This window comes from Amycolatopsis sp. lyj-108 (assembly GCF_046549005.1).
Taxonomy (GTDB): domain Bacteria; phylum Actinomycetota; class Actinomycetes; order Mycobacteriales; family Pseudonocardiaceae; genus Amycolatopsis.
On record NZ_JAJPWQ010000001.1, the window covers coordinates 987,827 to 1,007,103 of the forward strand.

A 19,277-nucleotide genomic window follows, 5' to 3' on the forward strand; every position below is an offset into this window, starting at 1 on the left:
GCATGGGTCGGCTGGCCGGCAAGGTCGCGGTGGTCTTCGGGGGCGCGAGGGGAATCGGCCTCGCCACCGTGAAGGAGTTCGTCGCCGAGGGCGCGACCGTGTTCTCCAGCGACATCCGTGAACTCGCCGAGCCCGTCGAAGGCGTCCGGCACTCCCTTGTGGACGCCACGGACGAAGGACAGGTCGACGAATTCGTGCGCGGCGTGCTCGCGGAGACGGACCGGGTCGACGTGCTGTTCAACAACGTCGGCATCCACCTCGGGAAGCCACTGGCGGACACCACCTTGGCGGAATTCGACAACATCTTCGCGCTGAACGTGCGCGCCGCCTTCCTCGGCACGCGGGCGGTGCTGCCGCGGATGATCGCGAACAAGGCGGGCAGCATCATCACGACGTCGTCCAACGGCGGGGTGATGGGCCGTCCCGGCGACCCGGTGTACAACGCCACCAAACACGCGCTCGTCGGCATGATGAAATCGATCGCCGTCGCGCACGCGCACCAGGGGATCCGGGCGAACACGGTCAACCCGGGCGCGATCGACACGGACATGCTGCGCGGCACCCTCGCGTCGCCGGAGGAGTTCGAAGCCAAACAACACCAGCTGACCGCGAGCACGCCCGCGGCGCGGGTCGGCGAGGCGTGGGAGGTCGCGAAGGCGGTCGTCTTCCTGGCCAGCGACGAATCGCGGTTCATCAACGGGGTCGCGCTCCCGATCGACGGCGCCAAGGCCGCCGGTGCCATGCCGGGCAACCGGTACAGCCTCGACTTCGAACTCGGCGTCAGGTAGCGCCATGTCCACTCCTGCCGCCGAGGAGACACTGGCCCGCGACAGACCCTTGCTCGAACGGAGCGGGACAGCGGAACGGGTCGCCGAGATCCTGCGCCAGCGCATCACCGAAGGCGTCTTCCCGCCAGGGTCGAGGCTTTCCGAACCGTCGATCAGCGCCGCGTTGGGCGTTTCACGCAACACCCTGCGCGAGTCCTTCCAGCTCCTGGCGCACGAACGGCTCGCGGTGCACGAGCTCAACCGCGGCGTGTTCGTGCGCGAGTTGACCGCGCAGGACATCTCGGATCTCTACGTGATGCGGCGGGTCACCGAATGCGGTGCGCTGCGACGGGCGGCCGAACTGTCCACTGTGGACCTTTCGGCCATCGAGGTCGCGGTGCGGGAGGGGCATGCCGCGGCGGGCGAAGGCGACTGGCAGGCCGTCGGGACCGCGAGCATCGCGTTCCATCAAGCGGTGGGCGACCTGGCGGGCAGCGAACGGGTCAGCACGACGATGCGTCAGGTGCTGGCGGAGACGCGGCTCTTCTTCGTGCTGGCGGAGAACACGCGTACGTTCTTCGAGCCGTTCCTGCGGCGGCACGAGCGGATCCTGCGGGACCTGGAACGAGGGCGCTTCGGGCCCGCGGAGGCGGCGCTGGAGAAGTATCTGCGGGACGCGGAGAAGCAGCTGTTGGCCGCTTACGACCGGCGGGGTTCGTGAGCTGTGACGGGCGGCCATCCCAGGTGGCTCGTGAAGCGTAGGCCGCGGGTGGTCCCCGCTTGCCGATCTTGAGTGTCGCGAAAGCCACTTTCGCGACGGCAAGCGTCCCGAAAGTGGCTTTCGCGACATCTGTGCCAGGTCCGTGGGCACCCGGCCGGTGGCGGCAGGGACGCCATGAAAGGTCCTTTCCTTGCAAATTTCGCAAGGAAAGGACCTTTCCTAGCACTTCGCCCATGAATGCTCAACTTCGAACAAGACCGATCAGCGCGGCGACAGTCCGGACAGGTCCGGGCCGCGAACTGTGCACGATGGAGTGTTCGCGTCCCGGCCGGTTCCGGGTGAGGATGGGGGCACGAGCACGAGGAGGAAGATCATGGTTTCGTCGGCGTCCGCGCGCAATCCGCTGTGGCATCCCTTCGCGGACATGGGAGCGGTCGACGGCGACCGGCTCGTCATCACCCGTGGTGAGGGTTCCTACGTCTGGGACGACGAGGGGAAGCGGTATTTCGACGCGACCGCGTCGCTCTGGTACGCGAACTTCGGGCACGGACGCGAGGAGATCGCGCAGGCCGTCGGGGATCAGTTGCGCACGCTCGATTCGTACAACCTGTTCGGCTACAACGCCAACGAGCCCGCGCTGAAGCTCGCCGAGCGGGTCTCGGCGCTGGCGCCGGAGCCGGGCTCGAAGGTGTTCTTCGGTTCGGGTGGTGGTGACGTCATCGACACCGCGGTCAAGGTCGCCCGGTCGTATTTCGCGCACACCGGCCGCCCGGAGAAGGTGCACGTCATCGGGCGCGTGCAGGGCTACCACGGCACGCACGGTTTCGGGACGGCCGTCGGCGGCATCGCGGCCAACGCGGCGGGCTTCGGGCCGCTGCCGGGAGACATCTCGCACGTGCCTTACGACAGCGCCGAAGCGCTCGAGGCGGAGATCCTGCGTGTCGGGCCGGAGCGGGTCGCGGCGTTCTTCTGCGAACCGGTGATCGGCGCGGGCGGGGTCCTGCTGCCGCCGGAGGGCTACATCGAGACGGTCGCCGGGATCTGCCGCAAGCATGACGTGCTGTTCGTCGCGGACTGTGTGATCGCCGCGTTCGGTCGGCTGGGGACCTGGTTCGGGATCGACCGGTGGACCGTGAAACCCGACATGATCACGACCGCGAAGGGCATCACCGGCGGGACGATCCCGCTGGGCGCGCTGATCGTCGCGCCGAGGGTGGCCGAGCCGTTCTTCACCGGCGCGCCGGGTGCGCCGGTGCTGCGGCACGGCGCGACCTACGCGGGGCATCCGGTCGCCTGCGCCGCGGGGAACGCGACGCTGGACATCTACGAGCGTGACGGGCTCATCCCGCGCGGACGGGAACTGGAGAAGCCGCTGGCCGACGCGCTTTCCGGGCTTGCTTCGCATCCCTTGGTCGCGGAGGTCCGGGCCGGGCTCGGCTTCCTCGGCGCGGTGGAACTGAAGGCCGACTTCCTCGCGTCCGACGCCGGCGCGCCGAACCGGTTGCAGCGGATGGCGCGCGAGGAGGGCGTCCTCGTGCGGAACCTGGCCAAGGGGATCGCGGTGTCGCCACCGCTGATCGCTGGGGAGGCCGAACTGGACCTGCTCGCTTCGGCCCTGCCTCGCGCTCTGGACCGGCTGGTCTAGCGCGCTTCGCCGGCGCAAGCGCAATGAAGGGGCCTTTCATAGCAAAATTTGCTATGAAAGGCCCCTTCATGTCACGTCCGCCGCGTCCCGCGAGTGCCGGTGCGGCGGAGCGTGACGTGCACGAGGGCCTCGCGCTCGGCCATGAAGGGCGCAGCCGACGGGACCAGGTCCCTTCATGACACCCCCAGTGCGACGGGCCCACGTGGGCCCGCTTCAGCGGAGGCGGAGTTCTTCGCCCTCGAAGTCCGCGGTGATGATCGACGCGGACGGTCTCGGTGTCACCTGGAAGTCATACGCCATACCGGCACATTAACCACGCGCCCCGACATTTCCGGGAGCTCATGCCCGCTGACCACGGTGAATCGCCATTTGTCGACCCCGCCGCCGATGATCTCGGCGTACCGCCGGGCGCCGTCCGCGTTGGCGAAGCGCACCTGCTGGCCGTTGGTGAGATGGGTGATCTTGACCGCCATCCATGCCTCCTGAAGTCCGGTGCCGGCCCGCGGAGCTTCCCCCTCCGGGGCCGGCGCCGACAGTAGAACACATGTTCGATGACCCTCGCCAATCCGACCCCCCGTGCGGGTCATCGCCGCATGGTCACCCGAGGCCACGCGTCCAGCCCGAGGGCGATTTCGTGGGCCCGGACGGCGCGCAGGCCCTCGGTGAGGCTCTCCTCGTCGAGGGTCACGAAGCCGAGCCGGGCGTAGTACGGCGCGTTCCACGGCACCTCGGCGTACGTGGTCAGCGTCAGCCCCGCGAGACCTTCGCGCGAAGCCCAGCCGGTGGCGTGCTCGATCAACCGCCGCCCGAGGCCCAGCCGCGCGTGATCCGGATGAACGGACACCTGCTCGATGTGACCGTGGCCATCGACGACCTCGGCGAGCAGGTACGCCACCGGGCCGTCTCCGGCGTCCCACACCCAGGCCCGGCCGTCGCGCTGGAAGGCCGTGAGGTCCGCGATCGACGGCGGGTCGTCGTCGGCGATCGCGGCCATGCCGAGCGCGCGGAACGGTTCGCCCGCGGCGCGTTCGATGTCTTGGAGCACGGGCAGGTCTTCGGGGACGGCGAATCGGATCACGGATCGAGTTCTACTCCGCCGGGGGAGCGGTCGCGCGTGAATTAGAGGGAGAACGACGAAACGGCCCGGTGGATCCTGCTCGCGTACGACTGGAGCGCGACGATGGCGGCCCGTTTCTCGTCGTCTCCGATCCGGGTCGCCGGGGCGGCGAGGGTCAGCACCGCGGGCCGGTGCCCGGTGTTCGGGATCGGCACCGAACAGGACCAGACGCCGTCGTCCAGTTCGCCCCAGCTGACCGAATACCGGTTCGCCCCGGCGCGTTTGACCTCTTCCCGCACACTCGTGCCGCGGCGGTGGACGATCGACGAAAGCCGTCTTTCGCGTTCGCCCTCCGGCAGCATGGCGAGCAGCATCTTGCCCGACGCGCCGGTGCCGAGCGGGACGGAATGACCGGGCTGGAAGGTGAACCGCATCGCGCGTTCGCATTCGACCCGGTCCGCGCAGACGGCGGAATCGCCGAAATGCTGGAACAGCAACACTGTCTCCCCGAGGGCGCGTGCCGCCTCCTCCATCGCCGGACGGGCCAGGCGGGCGAGGTCGTTGGCCAGCTGCGCCGCCCGCGCGAGCGGCATCACCTGGCTCGTCACGTGATAGCGCCCCGTCCTTCCCTCCTCCAGGAGTTGGAGTTCCTTCAGCAGTGCGACATAGCGATACGTCGTCGCGACCGGGGTGCCGATCCTCGCGGCGAGTTCGGCGACGCTGGCGTCCCAGCGGCGTTCGGAAAAGGAGAGCAACAGTTGCAGGACCTTGCGTGAGCTGCTGGCGCCGGGGGTCCGTTTCGGCGGGGCGGTGGTGTCCAGGGATCGTGCGGCAGGCGTCATCTCGACCTCTCGCCGGGGCAATCACAAAGAGTCAAGAAAGTAGCACATTGTGTGAATTGCGGGCCAGGGTCTTTGGTCCACGAAAAGCGGGCTTCTTGCTAGGTTCGGACCATGGAAAAGCCATTGGCAGGCAAGATCGCGTTGGTCGCCGGGGCGACCCGCGGGGCAGGGCGGGGAATTGCGGTCCAGCTGGGTGCCGCCGGTGCGACCGTTTACGTGACCGGCCGCAGTACCGGTTCCCGGCGGTCGGAAATGAATCGCCCGGAGACGATCGAGGAGACGGCGGCGCTCGTCGGCGAAGCGGGCGGGCACGGGATCGCGATCGGTGTGGACCATTTGGCGGCAGACCAGGTCCGCGAACTGGTGCAACGGATCGACGCCGAACAGGGCGCACTGCACGTGCTGGTCAACGACATCTACGGCGCGCCCATCGAATGGGGCAAGACGGTCTGGGAGTCCACTTTGGACGTCGGACTGCGGACGCTGCGGCTCGCCATCGACACCCATGCCATCACCAGCCATTTCGCGCTTCCGCTCATGATCAGGAATCCGGGCGCGCTGGTCGTCGAGGTCAATGACGGGACGGCCGGGTACAACTCGGAGAACTACCGTGTTTCGTTCTTCTACGACCTCGCCAAGACCGCGGTGAACCGGATGGCGTTCGCGCTCGGGCACGAATTGGCACCGCACGGCGGTACCGCGGTGGCGGTCACCCCGGGCTGGTTACGTTCCGAGGCGATGCTCGACGCTTATCGGGTGACCGAAGAGAATTGGCACGACGCCACGAAGGTGCAGCCGCATTTCGCCATTTCTGAAAGCCCCGCGTTCGTCGGCAGGGCTGTCGCGGCACTGGCCGGTGACGCGAAAGTCGGCCGCTGGAACGGGAAATCGGTTTCCAGTGGTGAATTGGCGAAGGAATACGGATTCACCGACCTCGACGGCAGTCGTCCCGACTGCTGGCGCTATCTCGTCGAGGTCCAGGATCCCGGCAGGCCGGCGGACGTCACCGGCTACCGCTGAGCCTCCCGGCGCAGGAAGGGCGTGAGCAGACCGGGCGCGGCCTGCTCCGCCATCGCCAGCCCGGCCGATTCGCCGACGTCGGCCACCTGATAGCCGCCGCTGCCGGCCGCGATCGGGGCCGTCACGGTGATCAATCCGGCGCGGCGCTGGAAGAACGAGCGGCTGACGACGATTCCGGTGAGCCCTTCACGTCGGATCGCCACCGTCGCCCGCGCCAGTGAGCCGGAACGGCTGACCAGATACCGCCCGACGATCGCGTGGCCGAGGTTGCGGTAGCGGTCCCAGCCCACGAGAGCGGCGAGCGGCACCAGGCCGAGCGCGACCTGCCACATCCACGACGGCAGGAAATCGATCCAGGCCAGGCCGAACAGCGCCGCGGCCAGGATCAGCACGCCACCCACCGCGCGGGTGAGGCGCCTGGTGAGTGCCCGTCGCGGATGCCGGTTCAGCGAAACGGTGGCCGGGTCGAAGTTCTCCCGCAGCACCTCGGCCGCGACCTCGTGGACCCGCCCGACGGGTGCGGGCGGCAGCAGGAGCCCGCCGCCCTTGTCCCCGCCCTTGCCCTCGCGCAGTCCGCCCGCGATCGCGGTGAGCCGGGCCCCGCCCGCGATCCGAAGCGGGAGCGGTTCCTTCACCTCGACGCCGCGAAGCCGTTCTTCCTCGATGGACACCGAACGCGTGGTGATCAGCCCACGCCGGACGTGCAGAGTGCCTTCCGGCTCCCGGGTCAGCTTGAAGTTCCAGAACGAGAGTACGTAGCCGCCGACGGAAAGCAGCGAGACCACCACGAGCAGGGCCACCGCCGCGACGACCACGATCAGCCACAACGCCGTGTTCGCCAGGTCGTCCATGAGGTCCCGCAGCGGTCCGACGTTCTCCGGGGCGATGTTCAGCTGGTGCGCGAAATGCCAGACGGCGGCGAACACGGCGCCCACCACGGCGAGCCCGGACAGGGTGAACGGCGCGTACCGCACCCACTTCCGGTCGACCTCCGCGACGACCTGCTCCGGCGGCGGCGCGTCCTCGGCTTCCGCGATGACTTCCTTGCGGTGCAAGAGAACCGTGCGCAGCCGGTGTGCTTCGGCCTGGCTGACCGCGTCGAGCACCAGCTGGTCGCCGCTCGCACCCGAGCCCGCCGAATGCCGTCCGGTGCCGATGCGCACGGCGCTGAGGGAGAACAGGCGGTGCTTCGGTTCCGAGGTGACGTCGACCGTGCGCACCCGGTCCAGCGGGATCGCGCGATGCTTGCGCAGCAACAGGCCCGTGGTCCATTCGACCTGGCCGCCGGCGATGCGGTACCGCGAAGTGAGCACGTGCGAGACGCCGACGAGCACGGTCAGCGCGGTGACCCCCAGTCCGAACCACTCCCAGCCGTTGCCCCGGCCGAGGATCACCGTCCCGATCAGCACCGGCAGCGATTTGACGACGTCGAGCACCGGCCGGATCAGCAGCATCCGGCGATCGAGCCGTCGCCACCGGCCGACGGCGGCTTCCGCGGCTTCCGGTGGTGCCTCGGTGCTCATGTCGCGTCACCGGGAGTGGCCTGCGTGGTCTTCGTGAGCTCCGCGGCCAGCGCCAGCGCTTCGGCGTGGTCGAGACCGGCGATCTTGACCGGGCCCGCGGCCGACGCCGTCGTCACGGTGATCTTCGCCAGCCGGAACAGCTGCTCGACCGGGTCCCGTTCGATGTCGACGGTCTGGATCCGCGAGATCGGCGCGATCCGCCAGTCCTGTTTGAGCCAGCCCTCTTGGGTGTACACGGCCTCGCCGGTGACCTCCCAGCGGTGGATCCGGTAGCGCCACTGCGGCATGACCAGCAGATGCAGTGGCGCGAGCACGCACGAGAGTGTGAGCGTCACCGTGAGCCACGTCGGTGCGTCGTCACTCGTGAGGACGAACACCGTCTGGACGCCGATGAGCACCGCCCAGCCGACCGCGGCCCACACCGTCCAGTAGCCGATGGCGCGACGGCTCACCCGATTGGCGGGCGGGCGCAGGCTGAGCGTCTCTTCTGTCACCCCTCCACCCTGCACCACCTCCGTGTGGACCGCCCACGACAGCTGTCACGGACCGATAGGATCCAAGCCACCGTCGGCGGAATGGATACCCCCTATCGAGGCGTTCCACCTGGAGACGGTCGTACCCACGAAACCTGGAGGATCTGGTGGCGCTGGACCCGGAAGACCTGTACGAGGTGGACTCGGACGTCCCTGACCTCGGCGGGGCCGTGCTCCTGCACTACTTCGACGGGTTCATGGACGCCGGTTCGGCGGGCAAGCTCGTCGCCGAGCACCTGCTGAACTCCTTCGAGCACCGCGTGGTCGCGCGCTTCGACGTCGACCGCCTCATCGACTACCGCTCGCGCCGCCCCGCGATGACGTACTCCATCGACCACTGGGAGGACTACGACGCCCCCGAACTGGTCGTCAACCTGCTGCACGACGCCGACGGCGTGCCGTTCCTGCTGCTCACCGGGCCGGAACCGGACCACGACTGGGAGCGGTTCTGCGCGGCCGTGCGCGGACTGGTCGAACGCTGGGACGTCCGGCTCACCACCGGTTTCCACGGCATCCCGATGGGCGCGCCGCACACCCGCCCGCTCGGCGTGACCGCGCACGCGACCAGGAACGAACTGGTCGGCGAACACCGCCCGCTGCCCAACCGGATGCAGGTGCCGGGCAGCATCGCCGGACTGCTGGAGTTCCGGTTCGGCGAGTGGGGGCACGACGCGTCCGGCTTCGCCGCGCACGTGCCGCACTACCTGGCGGACTCGACGTACCCGAGCGCCGCGCTGAACCTGCTCGGCGCCATCGCCTCGGCCACCGGGCTGAACCTGCCGGACGATGACCTGCGGGAAGCCTCGCACGAGGCTGAGGCCGAGATCGCCCGCCAGGTCGCCGGCTCGGAGAAGGTCGCCGACGTCGTGCGCGCGCTGGAACAGCAGTACGACACGTTCATGGAGGCGTCCGGCAAGGAGAGCCTCCTCGCGGAGTCGGTCGAGCACATGCCGACCGCCGAGGAGCTGGGCAGCCAGTTCGAGCGGTTCCTGGCCGAGCAGAACGGCGGGGAGACGCCGGAGCGCTGAGTTTTGTAGTCCGTGAAGGACTCCAGTCAGGCGCTCACGTGAGTGGACGCCCGACATAAGAGCTCGACGCCGGCCCAATCGGAAGCACTGAAGCAGCCGCTCGCGTCTCGTGAGTGGTAGGGGACGGTCAGAACCCGAATCGCCACTCACGACGCGGTCAGTAGTCGACGGCGACCATCGCCCGTGAGTGCTTCGGCCGTTCGATCTCGTCGACCAGCGCGACCGCGAGGTCCGCGTAAGAGAACGCTGCCGCGTCCTCCGCGCGCGGCAGTACGCGGTGGTCTCCGCTGCGGTATCCGCCCGTGCGGCCGGCGTGTTCGTCGAGCATCACCGGCGGCGGCGCGATGATCACCCAGTCGAGCCCGCCGCCGGACGCGCGGAAGACCTCCAGTTCCGCGGTGTGCCCGAGCGAGAACTCGCGGTGCTCCGGCGGCCAGCCCTGCTGGTCGTGGAACGCGACGCCCGGCGCGATCTCCAACGCCGATCCGACGCCGACGACGACCAGTCTCGCGACACCGGCCCTGCCGAGGCCGTCGATCAACGCGTGCGCGGCGGCCGGGTAGTAGTCCCGCGACGGGAGGTCCGCGCGGTAGACGGAACTGATCGCGGCGTCGTGCCCGGCGGCGGCTTTCGCGACGTCGTCCGCGACCGTGACGTCGGCGGCGATCAAGGTGACGTTGTCCCCGGCGAGATCCGTGTGGCGCCGGGGATCGCGGACGGCGGCGGTGACCTGGTGCCCGCGGCTCACGGCTTCGGCGACGGCTCGGCGTCCCCCGCGTCCGCCTGCCCCGAAGATGACGATCCTGCTCATCGTGCTCCCTTTTCCCTTGCCGGTATCCGATCATCGGCGGCGAACGCGATGCTAGGAGCACACCCCTCGGTTACCGCAACGAAACCGACCCCCGGGTGTTCTGCACCCGTTCACTCGAACGGTGATGGTGTACCGTCCCGGAATGCGTCACCTGGTACCCCATTCAGCACTGAAGACCTTGGGCCGATCGGCCCGCGGCACGCTCGGCCGGGGCCTGCACCGGCTCGCCCGGCGATTCCACGATCCGTATACGGAGGAACTGGAACGGGTCGCCGCGGAACTGCGCGCGGAGATCGTCCGGCAAGGGGATCGTTGTTTCGATCGGGTCGTCGAGTTCGAAATCCGGAGCCGTCGCGACATCATCTACGCCGGTGATCAGGACGCGGCGCGGGACAGCAATCGGTTCGCGCGCGAGCATCTGACCGGCACCCGGCACTTCGCGCGTCCACAGGAGACTCTCGCGTACGCGCTTTCCCTTGCCCCGTCGGGCGGGATGGCCCTCGAATTCGGCGTCGCGAGCGGGAACACACTGCGGGTGATCGCCAAGGCACGCGGTGGTGTCGAGACCTACGGGTTCGACTGGTTCCAAGGCCTGCCGGAGAACTGGCTCAACGGGATGCCCGCCGGCTCGTTCGCCCGCGACGACCTGCCGGACGTCCCCGGCGCCGAACTCGTCGTCGGTCTTTTCGCCGACACGCTTCCCGGCTTTCTCGAACGGCACGAAGGCGTCGTCGATTTCCTTCATGTGGACGGCGACCTGTACAGCTCGGCGAAAACCGTACTCGATCTGGCGGGCCCGCGCCTGCGGCCCGGCAGTATCGTGCATTTCGACGAATTCTTCAATTATCCCGGTTGGCAGCGGCACGAGCACAAAGCGTGGCTGGAATACGTCGAGCGCACCGGCACCCAATTCGAATACGTGGCCTACACATACGCCGACAACCAGGTCACCGCGCGGATCACCGGCTAAAGAAGTTCGCGCACTTCGATCGTCCCGATCGCGGCCCAGGGGTGGGTTTTCGCCGCCTCGACGGCTTGTTCGCGGCTTTCGCATTCGATGATGTTGATGCCGCCGATCTGTTCCTTCGTCTCGGCGAACGGCCCGTCGGTGAGCAATGCCTCGCCGCCGCGGACGCGGACGGTCGTCGCCGACTCGGGCGGCCGCAGGCCCATCCCGTTGAGGCGCAGGCCGCGTCGCGTCATCTCCTCGCCCCAGGCGCGGCAGGGCTCGGTGATGTCCGTGTCGAGCGCGTCGTCGCCGACGGTCCCGCAGAGCATGAGCAGGTAGCGCACCGTTCCTCCTAGTCGGTCAGTCCGTCTTCGTAGGCGCGCAGGGTGCCGATGAACATGCGCCGTTCGGCCGGGGTCAGCGGTGCGAGCGCCTTCTGCCAGGCGCGGGCGCCCTGCGCTAGCCAGCCGTCGATCGCGGGCCGCATCCGTTCGCTGATGGCGACGATCCGCCGACGGCGGTCCGCCTCGTCCTCGCGCCGGTCGAGTACGTCCTTCTTGGTCAGTTCGCCGACCATGAGGCTCACCGTGGTCGGGGCGACCTCGAGCCGTTCGGCCAGTTCGTTCACCGTCATCGGCCCGTCGAAGAGCAGGTACGACAACAGCGACAAGTGACGCGGAGCCAGCGACAGCGACTGGAGTTCTTCGGGGATCTTGAGCCGCTTCGCGCGGCCGACCATGCGTGGCATGAGCAGCAGCAAGGCCCGTACGGCGTCGTCGACTTCCATGTCCTCGGTTGACACCGGGCACCCTCCTGGATACCTTTGCGAGCAAAGAGGCTTTGCTTGCAAAGCAAAATAGCTTTCTCGATGATGTTACCTGGGGAGTACCGTTGCTGATGACCACCGCGGACGCCGGAACCGGCCGTCCTCGCACTGTCGACGTCGACTGCCGCCGCTCCGGGAGCCGGTACCTGGCGTACGCGCCGGACGTCGATTCACCTTGGTACCAAGACCTCCTCGTCAGTCCACAAGCGACACTCCAGATCGAGGGGGTCCCGCATGCCGCGCGGGCCGTGCCGCTCGAAGGCGAGGAGCGCGGTGTCGCGCTGCATCTGCTGGAAGTCGACGCCGCCCGCGGCCGGGCGATCGCCGATCAGCTGCTCGTCCATCACGGTGAACTCCGCAAGACGCTGGCGGCCGCGCGGGCCGAACTCGACGGCGAGCAGTCCGCGCAGCGGGACCGGCCGGTGCTGCGGCGGGAACTGCTCGGCCATTGCGTGACGTTCTGCAACGACCTGCGCATGCACCATCTCCGTGAGGACGGCGCGTTCACCGCGATCCAGAAGGCCCATCCCGGGCTCGCGCCGGCGTTGGACCGGCTGCGCCAGGAGCACGAAACCGTGTCCCGCGCCCTGCGCGACCTCGATGAGTTGCTGCAGGGCAAGAAGGAAATCGAAAGTGCCGCGCTGCGCGAGGAGTTCGATCGGGTCGCGAATGGGTTGGAGGAGCATTTCGCCTACGAGGAGGCGAATCTGCTCCCCGCGCTCCGCGGTGACGGCAGGACGCCGCCGTGACCAGGGAACAAGCGGGCGCGGTTACTCCGAGCGGGTGAGACCGTCGGGCCACTCGGCCGGAGGCACCGGTAACGAATGCCGGTTCCTCGGCGACTGATCGTTGTCCGCACCGATCGGCGCGACGCCCCCGACCGGAACAGTGAGAACCCATGAAGCTTCGAAGAGCCTCACTTCTGTCTCTGGTGGCCGCCGTGGCCACGATCATGCTCGTGGCACCCGCTTCCGCGAACGCGGCCCCGCCGACCAGTGCGGTGGAGGTCTCGCCGACCACTGTCCAACGTGGACAGACATTCACCGTCACGCAGACCGTTTACAACGCCGAAGCCACATCGAACATCGAGGGTGGCAAGGCGACGCTCTACGGCAAGGAATCCTCGCTGCCGGGCATCGTCGACCTGGTGTCCTGTCCCGGCGCGTTCGCCTGCGACATGCTCGGTGGCAGCATCCGCGGCGGGGTCGGCACGGTGACCCCCGGCCAGAGCAAGACCGTGGTGTTCACCTTCCGGGTCAAGGACGACGCCCCGCTGGGCAGCGTCACTTTGCAGCACCAGTTCGTCGGTGAGAACTACAGTTTCGAGATCCTCGACGGACCCGTGCTGACCGTCACCGGCACGCCGAGCGCCGCCGATCTCGGTGTCACCCTGACCGCGTCGCCGCGCGGGATCCTGACGTCGTCGATCGAGTACACGGTCAAGGTCACGAACGCGGGCCCGGCCGCGGCGTCCGGGATCCGGGTGGTGTCGACCCTCGGCACCGGGCTGCGCTTCACCGGCTCGTCCACCTGCACGAACCCGGGCGGCGCGAAGACCGTCAACTGCGACTTCTCGTCGCTCGCGTCCGGAGCCAGCGTGACGGCCAAGTTCTCGGTGGCCGCCGGACTGCTGTCCCTCGGGCAGGTCAAGACGACCGCGAAGATCACGCAGAGCTCCGTCGCCGACCCGAACGCGGCCAACAACGCGTCGACGTCGACCTGCACGGCTGTCACCGGGCTCCTGCTGAGCTGCTGACACACACGCGATTCGTCACCTGCTTGCGGGATGGGACCATCGCAAGTAGGTGACGAATTGCGTCAGCGCAAGCGTGCGGCGCGAGAGTGCAGATAGCGCTGGTGCGGCAGGCTCGTCGCCAGTCGCGCGGCGTCCACATAGGACTCAACGGCCGCGGCGGTTTCCCCGGCCATTTCGAGCAGATGCGCGCGGGCGGCGTGGAAACGGTGGTCGCCGGAGATCCGGTCGCCGAGCTTTTCCAGTGCTGTCAGCCCTTCGCGCGGACCTCGCGCCATCCCGACGGCGACGGCGTGGTTCAGCGCCACCACGGGATTGTCGGAGAGACGCAGCAGAAGTTCATAGAGGGCCTCGATCTGCGGCCAGTCGGTCTCTTCGGCGCTCGGCGCCTCGTCGTGCAGTGCGGCGATCGCCGCCTGGATCTGGAACTGCCCGGTCGGCCCGTGCGGCAACGCCTCGGAAAGCAGCGCGACACCCTCGGTGACGTACTCGGTGTTCCACCGGCTCCGGTCCTGTTCGGACATCGGGATCGGCGCGCCGTCCGGCCCCGTCCTCGCCGGGCGGCGCGCGTCGGTGAGCAGCATCAGCGCGAGCAGCCCGGTGACCTCGCTGTCGTCCGGCACCAGCCGGTGGACGACCCTGGTCAGCCGGATGGCTTCGGCGGAAAGATCGCTTCGCACCAGATCCGGGCCGGACGTGCTGGCGTAACCCTCGTTGAAGATCAGGTACAGCACGTGGAGTACCGCGTCGAGCCGCGCGGCGCGGTCCGCCGCCGGGGGCATGCCGAACGGGACACCACTGGACTTGATACCGGACTTCGCGCGGGTGATCCGCCGCGTCATCGTCGCTTCGGGGACCAGGAACGCGCGGGCGATCTCCGCCGTGGTCAGGCCGCCGACCGCCCGCAGGGTCAGCGCGATCTGCGACGCGGGCGAGAGCGACGGGTGGCAGCACAGGAAGAGCAGGACGAGCGTGTCGTCCGAGTCGGCGGCCCGCCGGTCCGCCGCGGGGGCGAGCTGCTCCTCCGGCAACGCCCGGTGGACGACGGTGTCCTCGCGACGGCGCCGCGCCTGCTCGGCGCGGAGCAGGTCGGTCAGCCGCCGTGAGGCGACGGTGATGAGCCAGGCGCGCGGATCGTCGGGCCGCCCTTCGGCGGGCCATTGCGTCGACGCCGCGAGCAGCGCCTCCTGGGTCGCGTCCTCCGCCAGGTCGAAATGGCCGTAGCGGCGGACGACGGCGCCGAGGACCTGCGGCGACAGCTCACGCAGCAGGCCCTCGATGCCACTGTCCGGCACTTACAGCTCCAGTTCTTCGAAGCTGTCGGCGCACGGCCGGATGTCGACGTACCACTCGCGGCCGAAATCGGTGCCTTCCGGATACGGGGTGGCCGCCAGCTTGGCCGCGATCTCGGTCGCGCGGTCGTAGCTCGCGCAGTCGACGGTCGTGTAACCGACCAGGACCTCCTGCGTCTCGGCATACGGTCCGTCGGTCACCACGGGCGCACCGTCACGCAGGGAGATCCGGCGAGCGTGCGCCGGCTGGGAGAGGCCCTGCGCGTCGACGAACTCGCCGGATTCGACCAGGTCGTTGTTCCATTTGCCCATGAACTCGTGCAGGGCCGTGATGTCGTCGGCGCTCCAGTTGCCGCTGATGCTGTCCAGGTCCTTCTGCGACCCCATCATCATGATCATGTACTTCATGGCTTGCTCCTCTCGGCCGGCACCGCTGCGGTGCCTTCTGCCGGAGACGTCGGAGCCGCCGGACAGGACCGGACACCGTCCGCCGAGGATTCTTCCTCAACCGCGGTCGGCGGCGGTGTTCATCGCGTCGGCCGGTTCGAGAGTTCTCCCGCCGGTGATCTTCGCGTAGAGGTGCGCGCCGCCGAGTACCGGCGGATATTTCGGCGGATTCTCGGCGGACTGGCAGGTCGGGAGGCATTCGAAACGCGCGTCGTGGTCGCCGTCGAAGAAGAAAGCCACGCTTCGCCGCTGTGCCGGACCAGGCCCGGACGGCGGCACGACCCGGTGCAGGGTGGAACGCCAGCGGTCGTTGGTCCACTGCGCGGTGAGGTCGCCGAGGTTCACCACCAGCGCGCCCTCGGCGGGGATGACGTCGTGCCAGGCGCCGTCGGGGCCGTGGATCTGCAGGCCGGGGACGGGATCGGCGTAGAGGACGGTGACGATGCCGTAATCGGTGTGCGCGCCGAGCCGCATCTGCCCCGGCAGTGGTTCGGGTGCGCCGGCGCGGCGCTCGAAGTGGTTGACCCGCAGGGTGCGCGTCGGATGCCGCGTGTACGCGCCGAGGTAGCCGTCCGGGAGCCCGAGCGCCGTCTCGAAGATCTCCAGCAGCACCCGTGCGACGCGGTGCGCTTCGGCCTCGTATTCGGTGAGGGCAGGCTGAAGGGACTTCGGCAGCTCAGGCCAGATGTTGGGGGCGAAGAAGCCGTACGGATCCTCGCCGTCGATCTCCTCCGCGCCGATGACGAACGACTCCGACAGGTCGGGCGGCGTCGTCTCGCCGAGGCTGTACGCCAACCCTTCGGTGCCTTCGGCCGCGTACCCGCGATCCGAGGCGCGGTCGGCAGGCGCGGACCGGAGCTTCGCCTCGACAGGGAGCGCGAAGAACCCTGCGGTCGCTTCGCGCATGTCGTCGATCGTCGATCGCGGGATGCCGTGCCCGACGACCTGGAGGAACCCGACACGCGTCAAGGCCTCGTCGACGGTGTACGCGAGTTCCGTGCGGTCACCGTCGTTCCAGCTGCTCAGATCGACCGTCGGTACGAGAGTCATGAGGTGACGGTAGCCCGCGCCGGGTGCCTCGCAACCCCGCCGAACACAGCAGACCGAGGAGCAGCACACCGACCGGAAGCAGGAAGGCGGTCTTGACCGCGTCCGTGAGCGCGGCCCCGGTGATCTGTGCGGCCAGTTCCCGTGCCTGGGCGGCGACCTCGGACGGCAGGTCCGCCGGGACCGCGGGGGAGCCGCCGAACTCGGTCGCGGCGGCCGCCGACCCGGCCTCACCGGTGAAGCCGCTGACGAAGCGCTGCCGGAATTCGGCGGGCAGCGCGGCCGCCGCCTCGTTCGCCCGGACGGGCATCGAGGCGCTGGTCCGTGCCTGCAGCAGCACGCCGACGGCCGCGCCGCCGAGCACCCCGCCGACCTGGCGCGCGGTGTTGAAGATGCCCGACGCGCTGCCGACCAGCGAACGGTCGACCGAGTTGATGGTCACGTTGTTCATCGGGGAGAAGGTGAAGCCGACACCGAGACCGCAGAGCAGCAGCGCGGGGATCAAGGCCTGCGGCGAACTCGCCGGGATGATCACCAGCGAGAGGACGCAAAGGCCGCCGGACAGGCAGAGCAACCCGAACATCAACAGGTACTGGGGATTCACCCGGTCCGACAGCCGTCCGGCGAACGGCGCGACACCGCCGGACACCAAGGCGAGCGGCGCGATGAGCAGGCCGGCTTCGGCCGGGGACAGGCCGAGCACCGACTGCACGTAGATGACGAGCAGCAGGAGCATGCTGGTCATCCCGAAGCCGACCGCCACCGCGGACGCGGTCCCCAGCGAGAAGTCGCGGTGCCGGAAGATCCGCAACGGCAGCAGTGGTTCGCGGCGGTTGACGAGTTGCCACAGGACGAAACCGCCCAGCAGCAGCACACCGGCCACGATGATGTCGAAGATCGAGATCCCGGCGCCGACCGTGCCCCAGCCGTAGGTCTGTCCATTTTGGATACCGAAGACGACGCAGACGAGACCCGCGCCGAAGAGCAGGATGCCGGGAACGTCGAACCGGTGGGAGTTCCCCGGCCGCCAGTCGGGGACGAGGACGAGGGTGAGCACCAGCGCGACCAGCCCGACCGGAACGTTCGCGAAGAAGATCCACTCCCAGCCGAAGTTGTCGACGAGTACGCCGCCCAGCACCGGACCGGCGATCATGGCGAGGCCCGCGACACTGCCCCAGGCACCCATCGCCGGACCGCGTTCGTCCGGCGGGAACAAATGCGTGATGAAGGCCGTGGTCTGCGGGGTCAGCAACGCGGCGCCGAAACCCTGTACCGCGCGGGCGACGATCAGCGTTTCCACGTCGCCGGAAAGCCCGCACCACAACGAGGCGGCGGTGAACACCAGCAGACCGGCGACGAAGACGCGCTTCGGCCCGAACCGGTCACCCAGCCTGCTGGCGGGCAGGATCGGGACGGCGTAGGCGAGCAGGTACACGCTGGTCACCCAGATCACCGCGGTCAGGTCGGTGCCGAGTTCGCGCACCATCGAAGGCACCGCGATGTTCACGATGCTGATGTCGAGCATGACCATGAAGAAACCCAGGCACAGCGCGAAAAGCGCGGACCAGGACTTGGTTCGCTTCGGCATCCGTCCTCCTGTTCCCGACGCCGGAGGGGTGGGACGACGAGCAAGGCCACTCGTCGTCCACCCCGGGATCACCCTGCCTGCCGCACCATGCCGACGGTGCGGGGCAACGGCTTCCTGGTGCTGTCCGGACGGCCGATGCCCTGATACGAGAGCCCCGCCCTGGCCACGGCGACCGGGTCGAGGAGGTTCCGGGTGTCGATGACGGCCCGGCCGTCGAGCCGGTCGGCGATCCGCGACCAGTCGAGGGCGCGGAACTCCGGCCATTCGGTCAGCAGCACGACCGCGGCCGCACCCTTCGCGGCGTGATAGGCGGTGCCGGTGACCCGCACGTTGTCGGTCACGCCCGCCACCGGCGCGTGGACGCTGGGGTCGTAGCCGGACAGGTCCGCGCCTTCGGCGGCGAGCCGGGCCGCGATGGCCAGCGCCGGGGAATCCCGCAGATCGTCCGTCCCGGCCTTGAAGGTCAGGCCGAGCAGGCCGATCCGGGTGCCGGCGAGGTTGCCGCCGACGGCCTTGCGCACCTTGTCCACCACCAGTTCCTGCTGCTTCAGGTTGGTCTCGATCGCCGCTCGCAGCAGGGCGAAGTCACTGCCCGCGGATTCCGCGATGTGCAGCAGCGCGAAAGTGTCCTTCGGCAGGCAAGAGCCGCCCCAGCCCGGCCCCGGCCGCAGGAACGACTTGCCGATCCGCGCGTCGTACCCCATCCCGGCCGTCACGTCGTCGACGTTCGCGTCGAGGTACTCGCAGAGCTCGGCGACGGTGTTCACAAAGGACAGACGCGTCGCCAGGTAGCAGTTGGACGCGTACTTGATCATTTCCGCACTGGCGGAATCGGTCACCAGGACGGCGGTGTCGAGCTTCTCGTACAGATCGGCGACACGGCGGGCGGAGACCGGGTCACGATCGGCCGAGCCGACCACGATCCGGTCGGGGTTCAGGAAGTCGTGGACCGCGAACCCCTCACGCAGGAATTCGGGATTGGACACGACCGCCACATCGGCGCGGTCGATCAGGTGCGCGACGCGGGCCGCCGTGCCGACGGGGACCGTCGATTTGTTCACCACGACGCAGCCGGTCGGCAGCAGATCCCGCACCTCGGTCACGACGGACTCCAGCGTGGTCAGATCCGCCGCGCCGGTGACGCTCATCGGCGTCGCCACGCAAAGGATGACGATGTCCGCCCCGGCCGCCGCCGCGCTCGCGCCGAGCACGAAGTCCAGCCGCCCGGACGCCAGCCCGTCCACCACCAGTTCGCAGATACCCGGTTCCCTGATGGTCGCCTCGCCGCGGCGCAACGCGTCGACCTTCTCCTGGTCGATGTCCGCGCAGACGACCTGATGCCCCAAGGACGAGAGGCACGCGGCCGTCGTGAGACCGACATAGCCCGCGCCGATCACGGCGACCTTGGCCCCCGATGTTGAACCCATT

At 68.9% G+C, this 19,277-nt stretch carries 21 protein-coding genes; 8 read left to right on the forward strand and 13 right to left on the reverse strand.

Translation table 11 applies throughout. The annotated features are described in order from the left end of the window. The first annotated feature begins 2 nt into the window (after positions 1–2). The 3 genes from ACLJO0_RS04845 (at position 3) to ACLJO0_RS04855 (ending at position 3,133) form a co-directional block, all read left to right on the forward strand. The gene (locus tag ACLJO0_RS04845; RefSeq protein WP_410576717.1) at positions 3–788 is read left to right on the forward strand and encodes an SDR family NAD(P)-dependent oxidoreductase; all 786 of its coding nucleotides are present in this window, start codon (positions 3–5) and stop codon (positions 786–788) included. 4 nt (positions 789–792) lie between these two features. Next, positions 793–1,488, forward strand: coding sequence for a GntR family transcriptional regulator (locus tag ACLJO0_RS04850; protein ID WP_410576718.1), 696 nt, complete (start codon positions 793–795; stop codon positions 1,486–1,488). Positions 1,489–1,861: 373 nt separating this feature from the next. Then, a complete protein-coding gene (locus tag ACLJO0_RS04855; RefSeq protein ID WP_410576719.1) occupies positions 1,862–3,133 on the forward strand; it encodes an aspartate aminotransferase family protein in 1,272 nt (423 codons plus the stop codon). A 278-nt stretch (positions 3,134–3,411) separates the two neighbouring features. On the opposite strand, the gene ACLJO0_RS04860 is transcribed toward ACLJO0_RS04855, so the two are convergent. From ACLJO0_RS04860 to ACLJO0_RS04870, 3 genes are all read right to left on the reverse strand, one after another. Beyond that, a complete protein-coding gene (locus ACLJO0_RS04860; RefSeq protein WP_125788486.1) occupies positions 3,412–3,606 on the reverse strand; it encodes a hypothetical protein in 195 nt (64 codons plus the stop codon). Positions 3,607–3,716: 110 nt separating this feature from the next. Beyond that, positions 3,717–4,211, reverse strand: a complete 495-nt coding sequence (locus tag ACLJO0_RS04865; protein ID WP_410576720.1) for a GNAT family N-acetyltransferase — start codon at positions 4,209–4,211, stop codon at positions 3,717–3,719. Between the two features lie 41 nt (positions 4,212–4,252). Beyond that, on the reverse strand, positions 4,253–5,032 hold the full coding sequence (locus tag ACLJO0_RS04870) for an IclR family transcriptional regulator (RefSeq protein ID WP_410576973.1): 780 nt from the start codon (positions 5,030–5,032) through the stop codon (positions 4,253–4,255). Between the two features lie 111 nt (positions 5,033–5,143). Here ACLJO0_RS04870 and ACLJO0_RS04875 point away from each other — a divergent pair, with 111 nt between their 5' ends. After that, positions 5,144–6,052, forward strand: coding sequence for an SDR family oxidoreductase (locus ACLJO0_RS04875; protein WP_410576721.1), 909 nt, complete (start codon positions 5,144–5,146; stop codon positions 6,050–6,052). Here ACLJO0_RS04875 and ACLJO0_RS04880 read toward each other — a convergent pair. Together ACLJO0_RS04880 and ACLJO0_RS04885 are read right to left on the reverse strand one after the other, a co-directional pair. After that, complete coding sequence (locus tag ACLJO0_RS04880) at positions 6,043–7,575, reverse strand: PH domain-containing protein (protein ID WP_410576722.1); 1,533 nt, start codon at positions 7,573–7,575, stop codon at positions 6,043–6,045. The two genes, ACLJO0_RS04875 and ACLJO0_RS04880, sit on opposite strands and share 10 nt — an antisense overlap. Then, a complete protein-coding gene (locus ACLJO0_RS04885; RefSeq protein ID WP_410576974.1) occupies positions 7,572–8,111 on the reverse strand; it encodes a PH domain-containing protein in 540 nt (179 codons plus the stop codon). The genes ACLJO0_RS04880 and ACLJO0_RS04885 overlap by 4 nt, the downstream gene beginning before the upstream one ends. A 104-nt stretch (positions 8,112–8,215) precedes the next feature. Between ACLJO0_RS04885 and ACLJO0_RS04890 the strand changes: the two genes are divergently transcribed. After that, positions 8,216–9,136 carry a proteasome assembly chaperone family protein gene (locus ACLJO0_RS04890; RefSeq protein ID WP_410576723.1) on the forward strand — a complete coding sequence of 307 codons (921 nt, stop codon included), beginning with the start codon at positions 8,216–8,218 and terminating at the stop codon, positions 9,134–9,136. Between the two features lie 157 nt (positions 9,137–9,293). Here the strand turns inward: ACLJO0_RS04890 and ACLJO0_RS04895 are convergent, their stop codons facing one another. Then, positions 9,294–9,947, reverse strand: a complete 654-nt coding sequence (locus ACLJO0_RS04895; protein ID WP_410576724.1) for an NAD(P)-dependent oxidoreductase — start codon at positions 9,945–9,947, stop codon at positions 9,294–9,296. A gap of 142 nt (positions 9,948–10,089) precedes the next feature. Here ACLJO0_RS04895 and ACLJO0_RS04900 point away from each other — a divergent pair, with 142 nt between their 5' ends. Next, positions 10,090–10,917, forward strand: coding sequence for a class I SAM-dependent methyltransferase (locus ACLJO0_RS04900; protein ID WP_410576725.1), 828 nt, complete (start codon positions 10,090–10,092; stop codon positions 10,915–10,917). Here ACLJO0_RS04900 and ACLJO0_RS04905 read toward each other — a convergent pair. Then, on the reverse strand, positions 10,914–11,240 hold the full coding sequence (locus ACLJO0_RS04905) for a YciI family protein (protein WP_125792063.1): 327 nt from the start codon (positions 11,238–11,240) through the stop codon (positions 10,914–10,916). The two genes, ACLJO0_RS04900 and ACLJO0_RS04905, sit on opposite strands and share 4 nt — an antisense overlap. Positions 11,241–11,248: 8 nt before the next feature. Beyond that, positions 11,249–11,683, reverse strand: a complete 435-nt coding sequence (locus ACLJO0_RS04910) for a MarR family transcriptional regulator (RefSeq protein ID WP_410576975.1) — start codon at positions 11,681–11,683, stop codon at positions 11,249–11,251. Between the two features lie 110 nt (positions 11,684–11,793). Here ACLJO0_RS04910 and ACLJO0_RS04915 point away from each other — a divergent pair, with 110 nt between their 5' ends. Then, entirely contained in the window at positions 11,794–12,471 is a 678-nt protein-coding gene (locus ACLJO0_RS04915; RefSeq protein ID WP_410576726.1) for a nitroreductase/quinone reductase family protein, read from the forward strand. Positions 12,472–12,620: 149 nt separating this feature from the next. Further along, positions 12,621–13,478: a DUF11 domain-containing protein gene (locus ACLJO0_RS04920; protein ID WP_410576727.1), complete on the forward strand. Its 858-nt coding sequence runs from the start codon at positions 12,621–12,623 to the stop codon at positions 13,476–13,478. A gap of 62 nt (positions 13,479–13,540) precedes the next feature. Here ACLJO0_RS04920 and ACLJO0_RS04925 read toward each other — a convergent pair whose 3' ends face one another. From ACLJO0_RS04925 to ACLJO0_RS04945, 5 genes are all read right to left on the reverse strand, one after another. Further along, positions 13,541–14,770, reverse strand: coding sequence for an RNA polymerase sigma factor (locus ACLJO0_RS04925; RefSeq protein ID WP_410576728.1), 1,230 nt, complete (start codon positions 14,768–14,770; stop codon positions 13,541–13,543). Continuing rightward, the gene (locus ACLJO0_RS04930; RefSeq protein ID WP_410576729.1) at positions 14,771–15,175 is read right to left on the reverse strand and encodes a YciI family protein; all 405 of its coding nucleotides are present in this window, start codon (positions 15,173–15,175) and stop codon (positions 14,771–14,773) included. It lies immediately after the preceding gene. Positions 15,176–15,271: 96 nt separating this feature from the next. After that, on the reverse strand, positions 15,272–16,264 hold the full coding sequence (locus ACLJO0_RS04935; RefSeq protein WP_410576730.1) for an isopenicillin N synthase family dioxygenase: 993 nt from the start codon (positions 16,262–16,264) through the stop codon (positions 15,272–15,274). Beyond that, a complete protein-coding gene (locus ACLJO0_RS04940) occupies positions 16,218–17,849 on the reverse strand; it encodes an MFS transporter (RefSeq protein WP_410576731.1) in 1,632 nt (543 codons plus the stop codon). The genes ACLJO0_RS04935 and ACLJO0_RS04940 overlap by 47 nt, the downstream gene beginning before the upstream one ends. Before the next feature lie 68 nt (positions 17,850–17,917). Next, entirely contained in the window at positions 17,918–19,276 is a 1,359-nt protein-coding gene (locus ACLJO0_RS04945; RefSeq protein WP_410576732.1) for a UDP-glucose dehydrogenase family protein, read from the reverse strand. Position 19,277 lies beyond the last annotated feature (1 nt).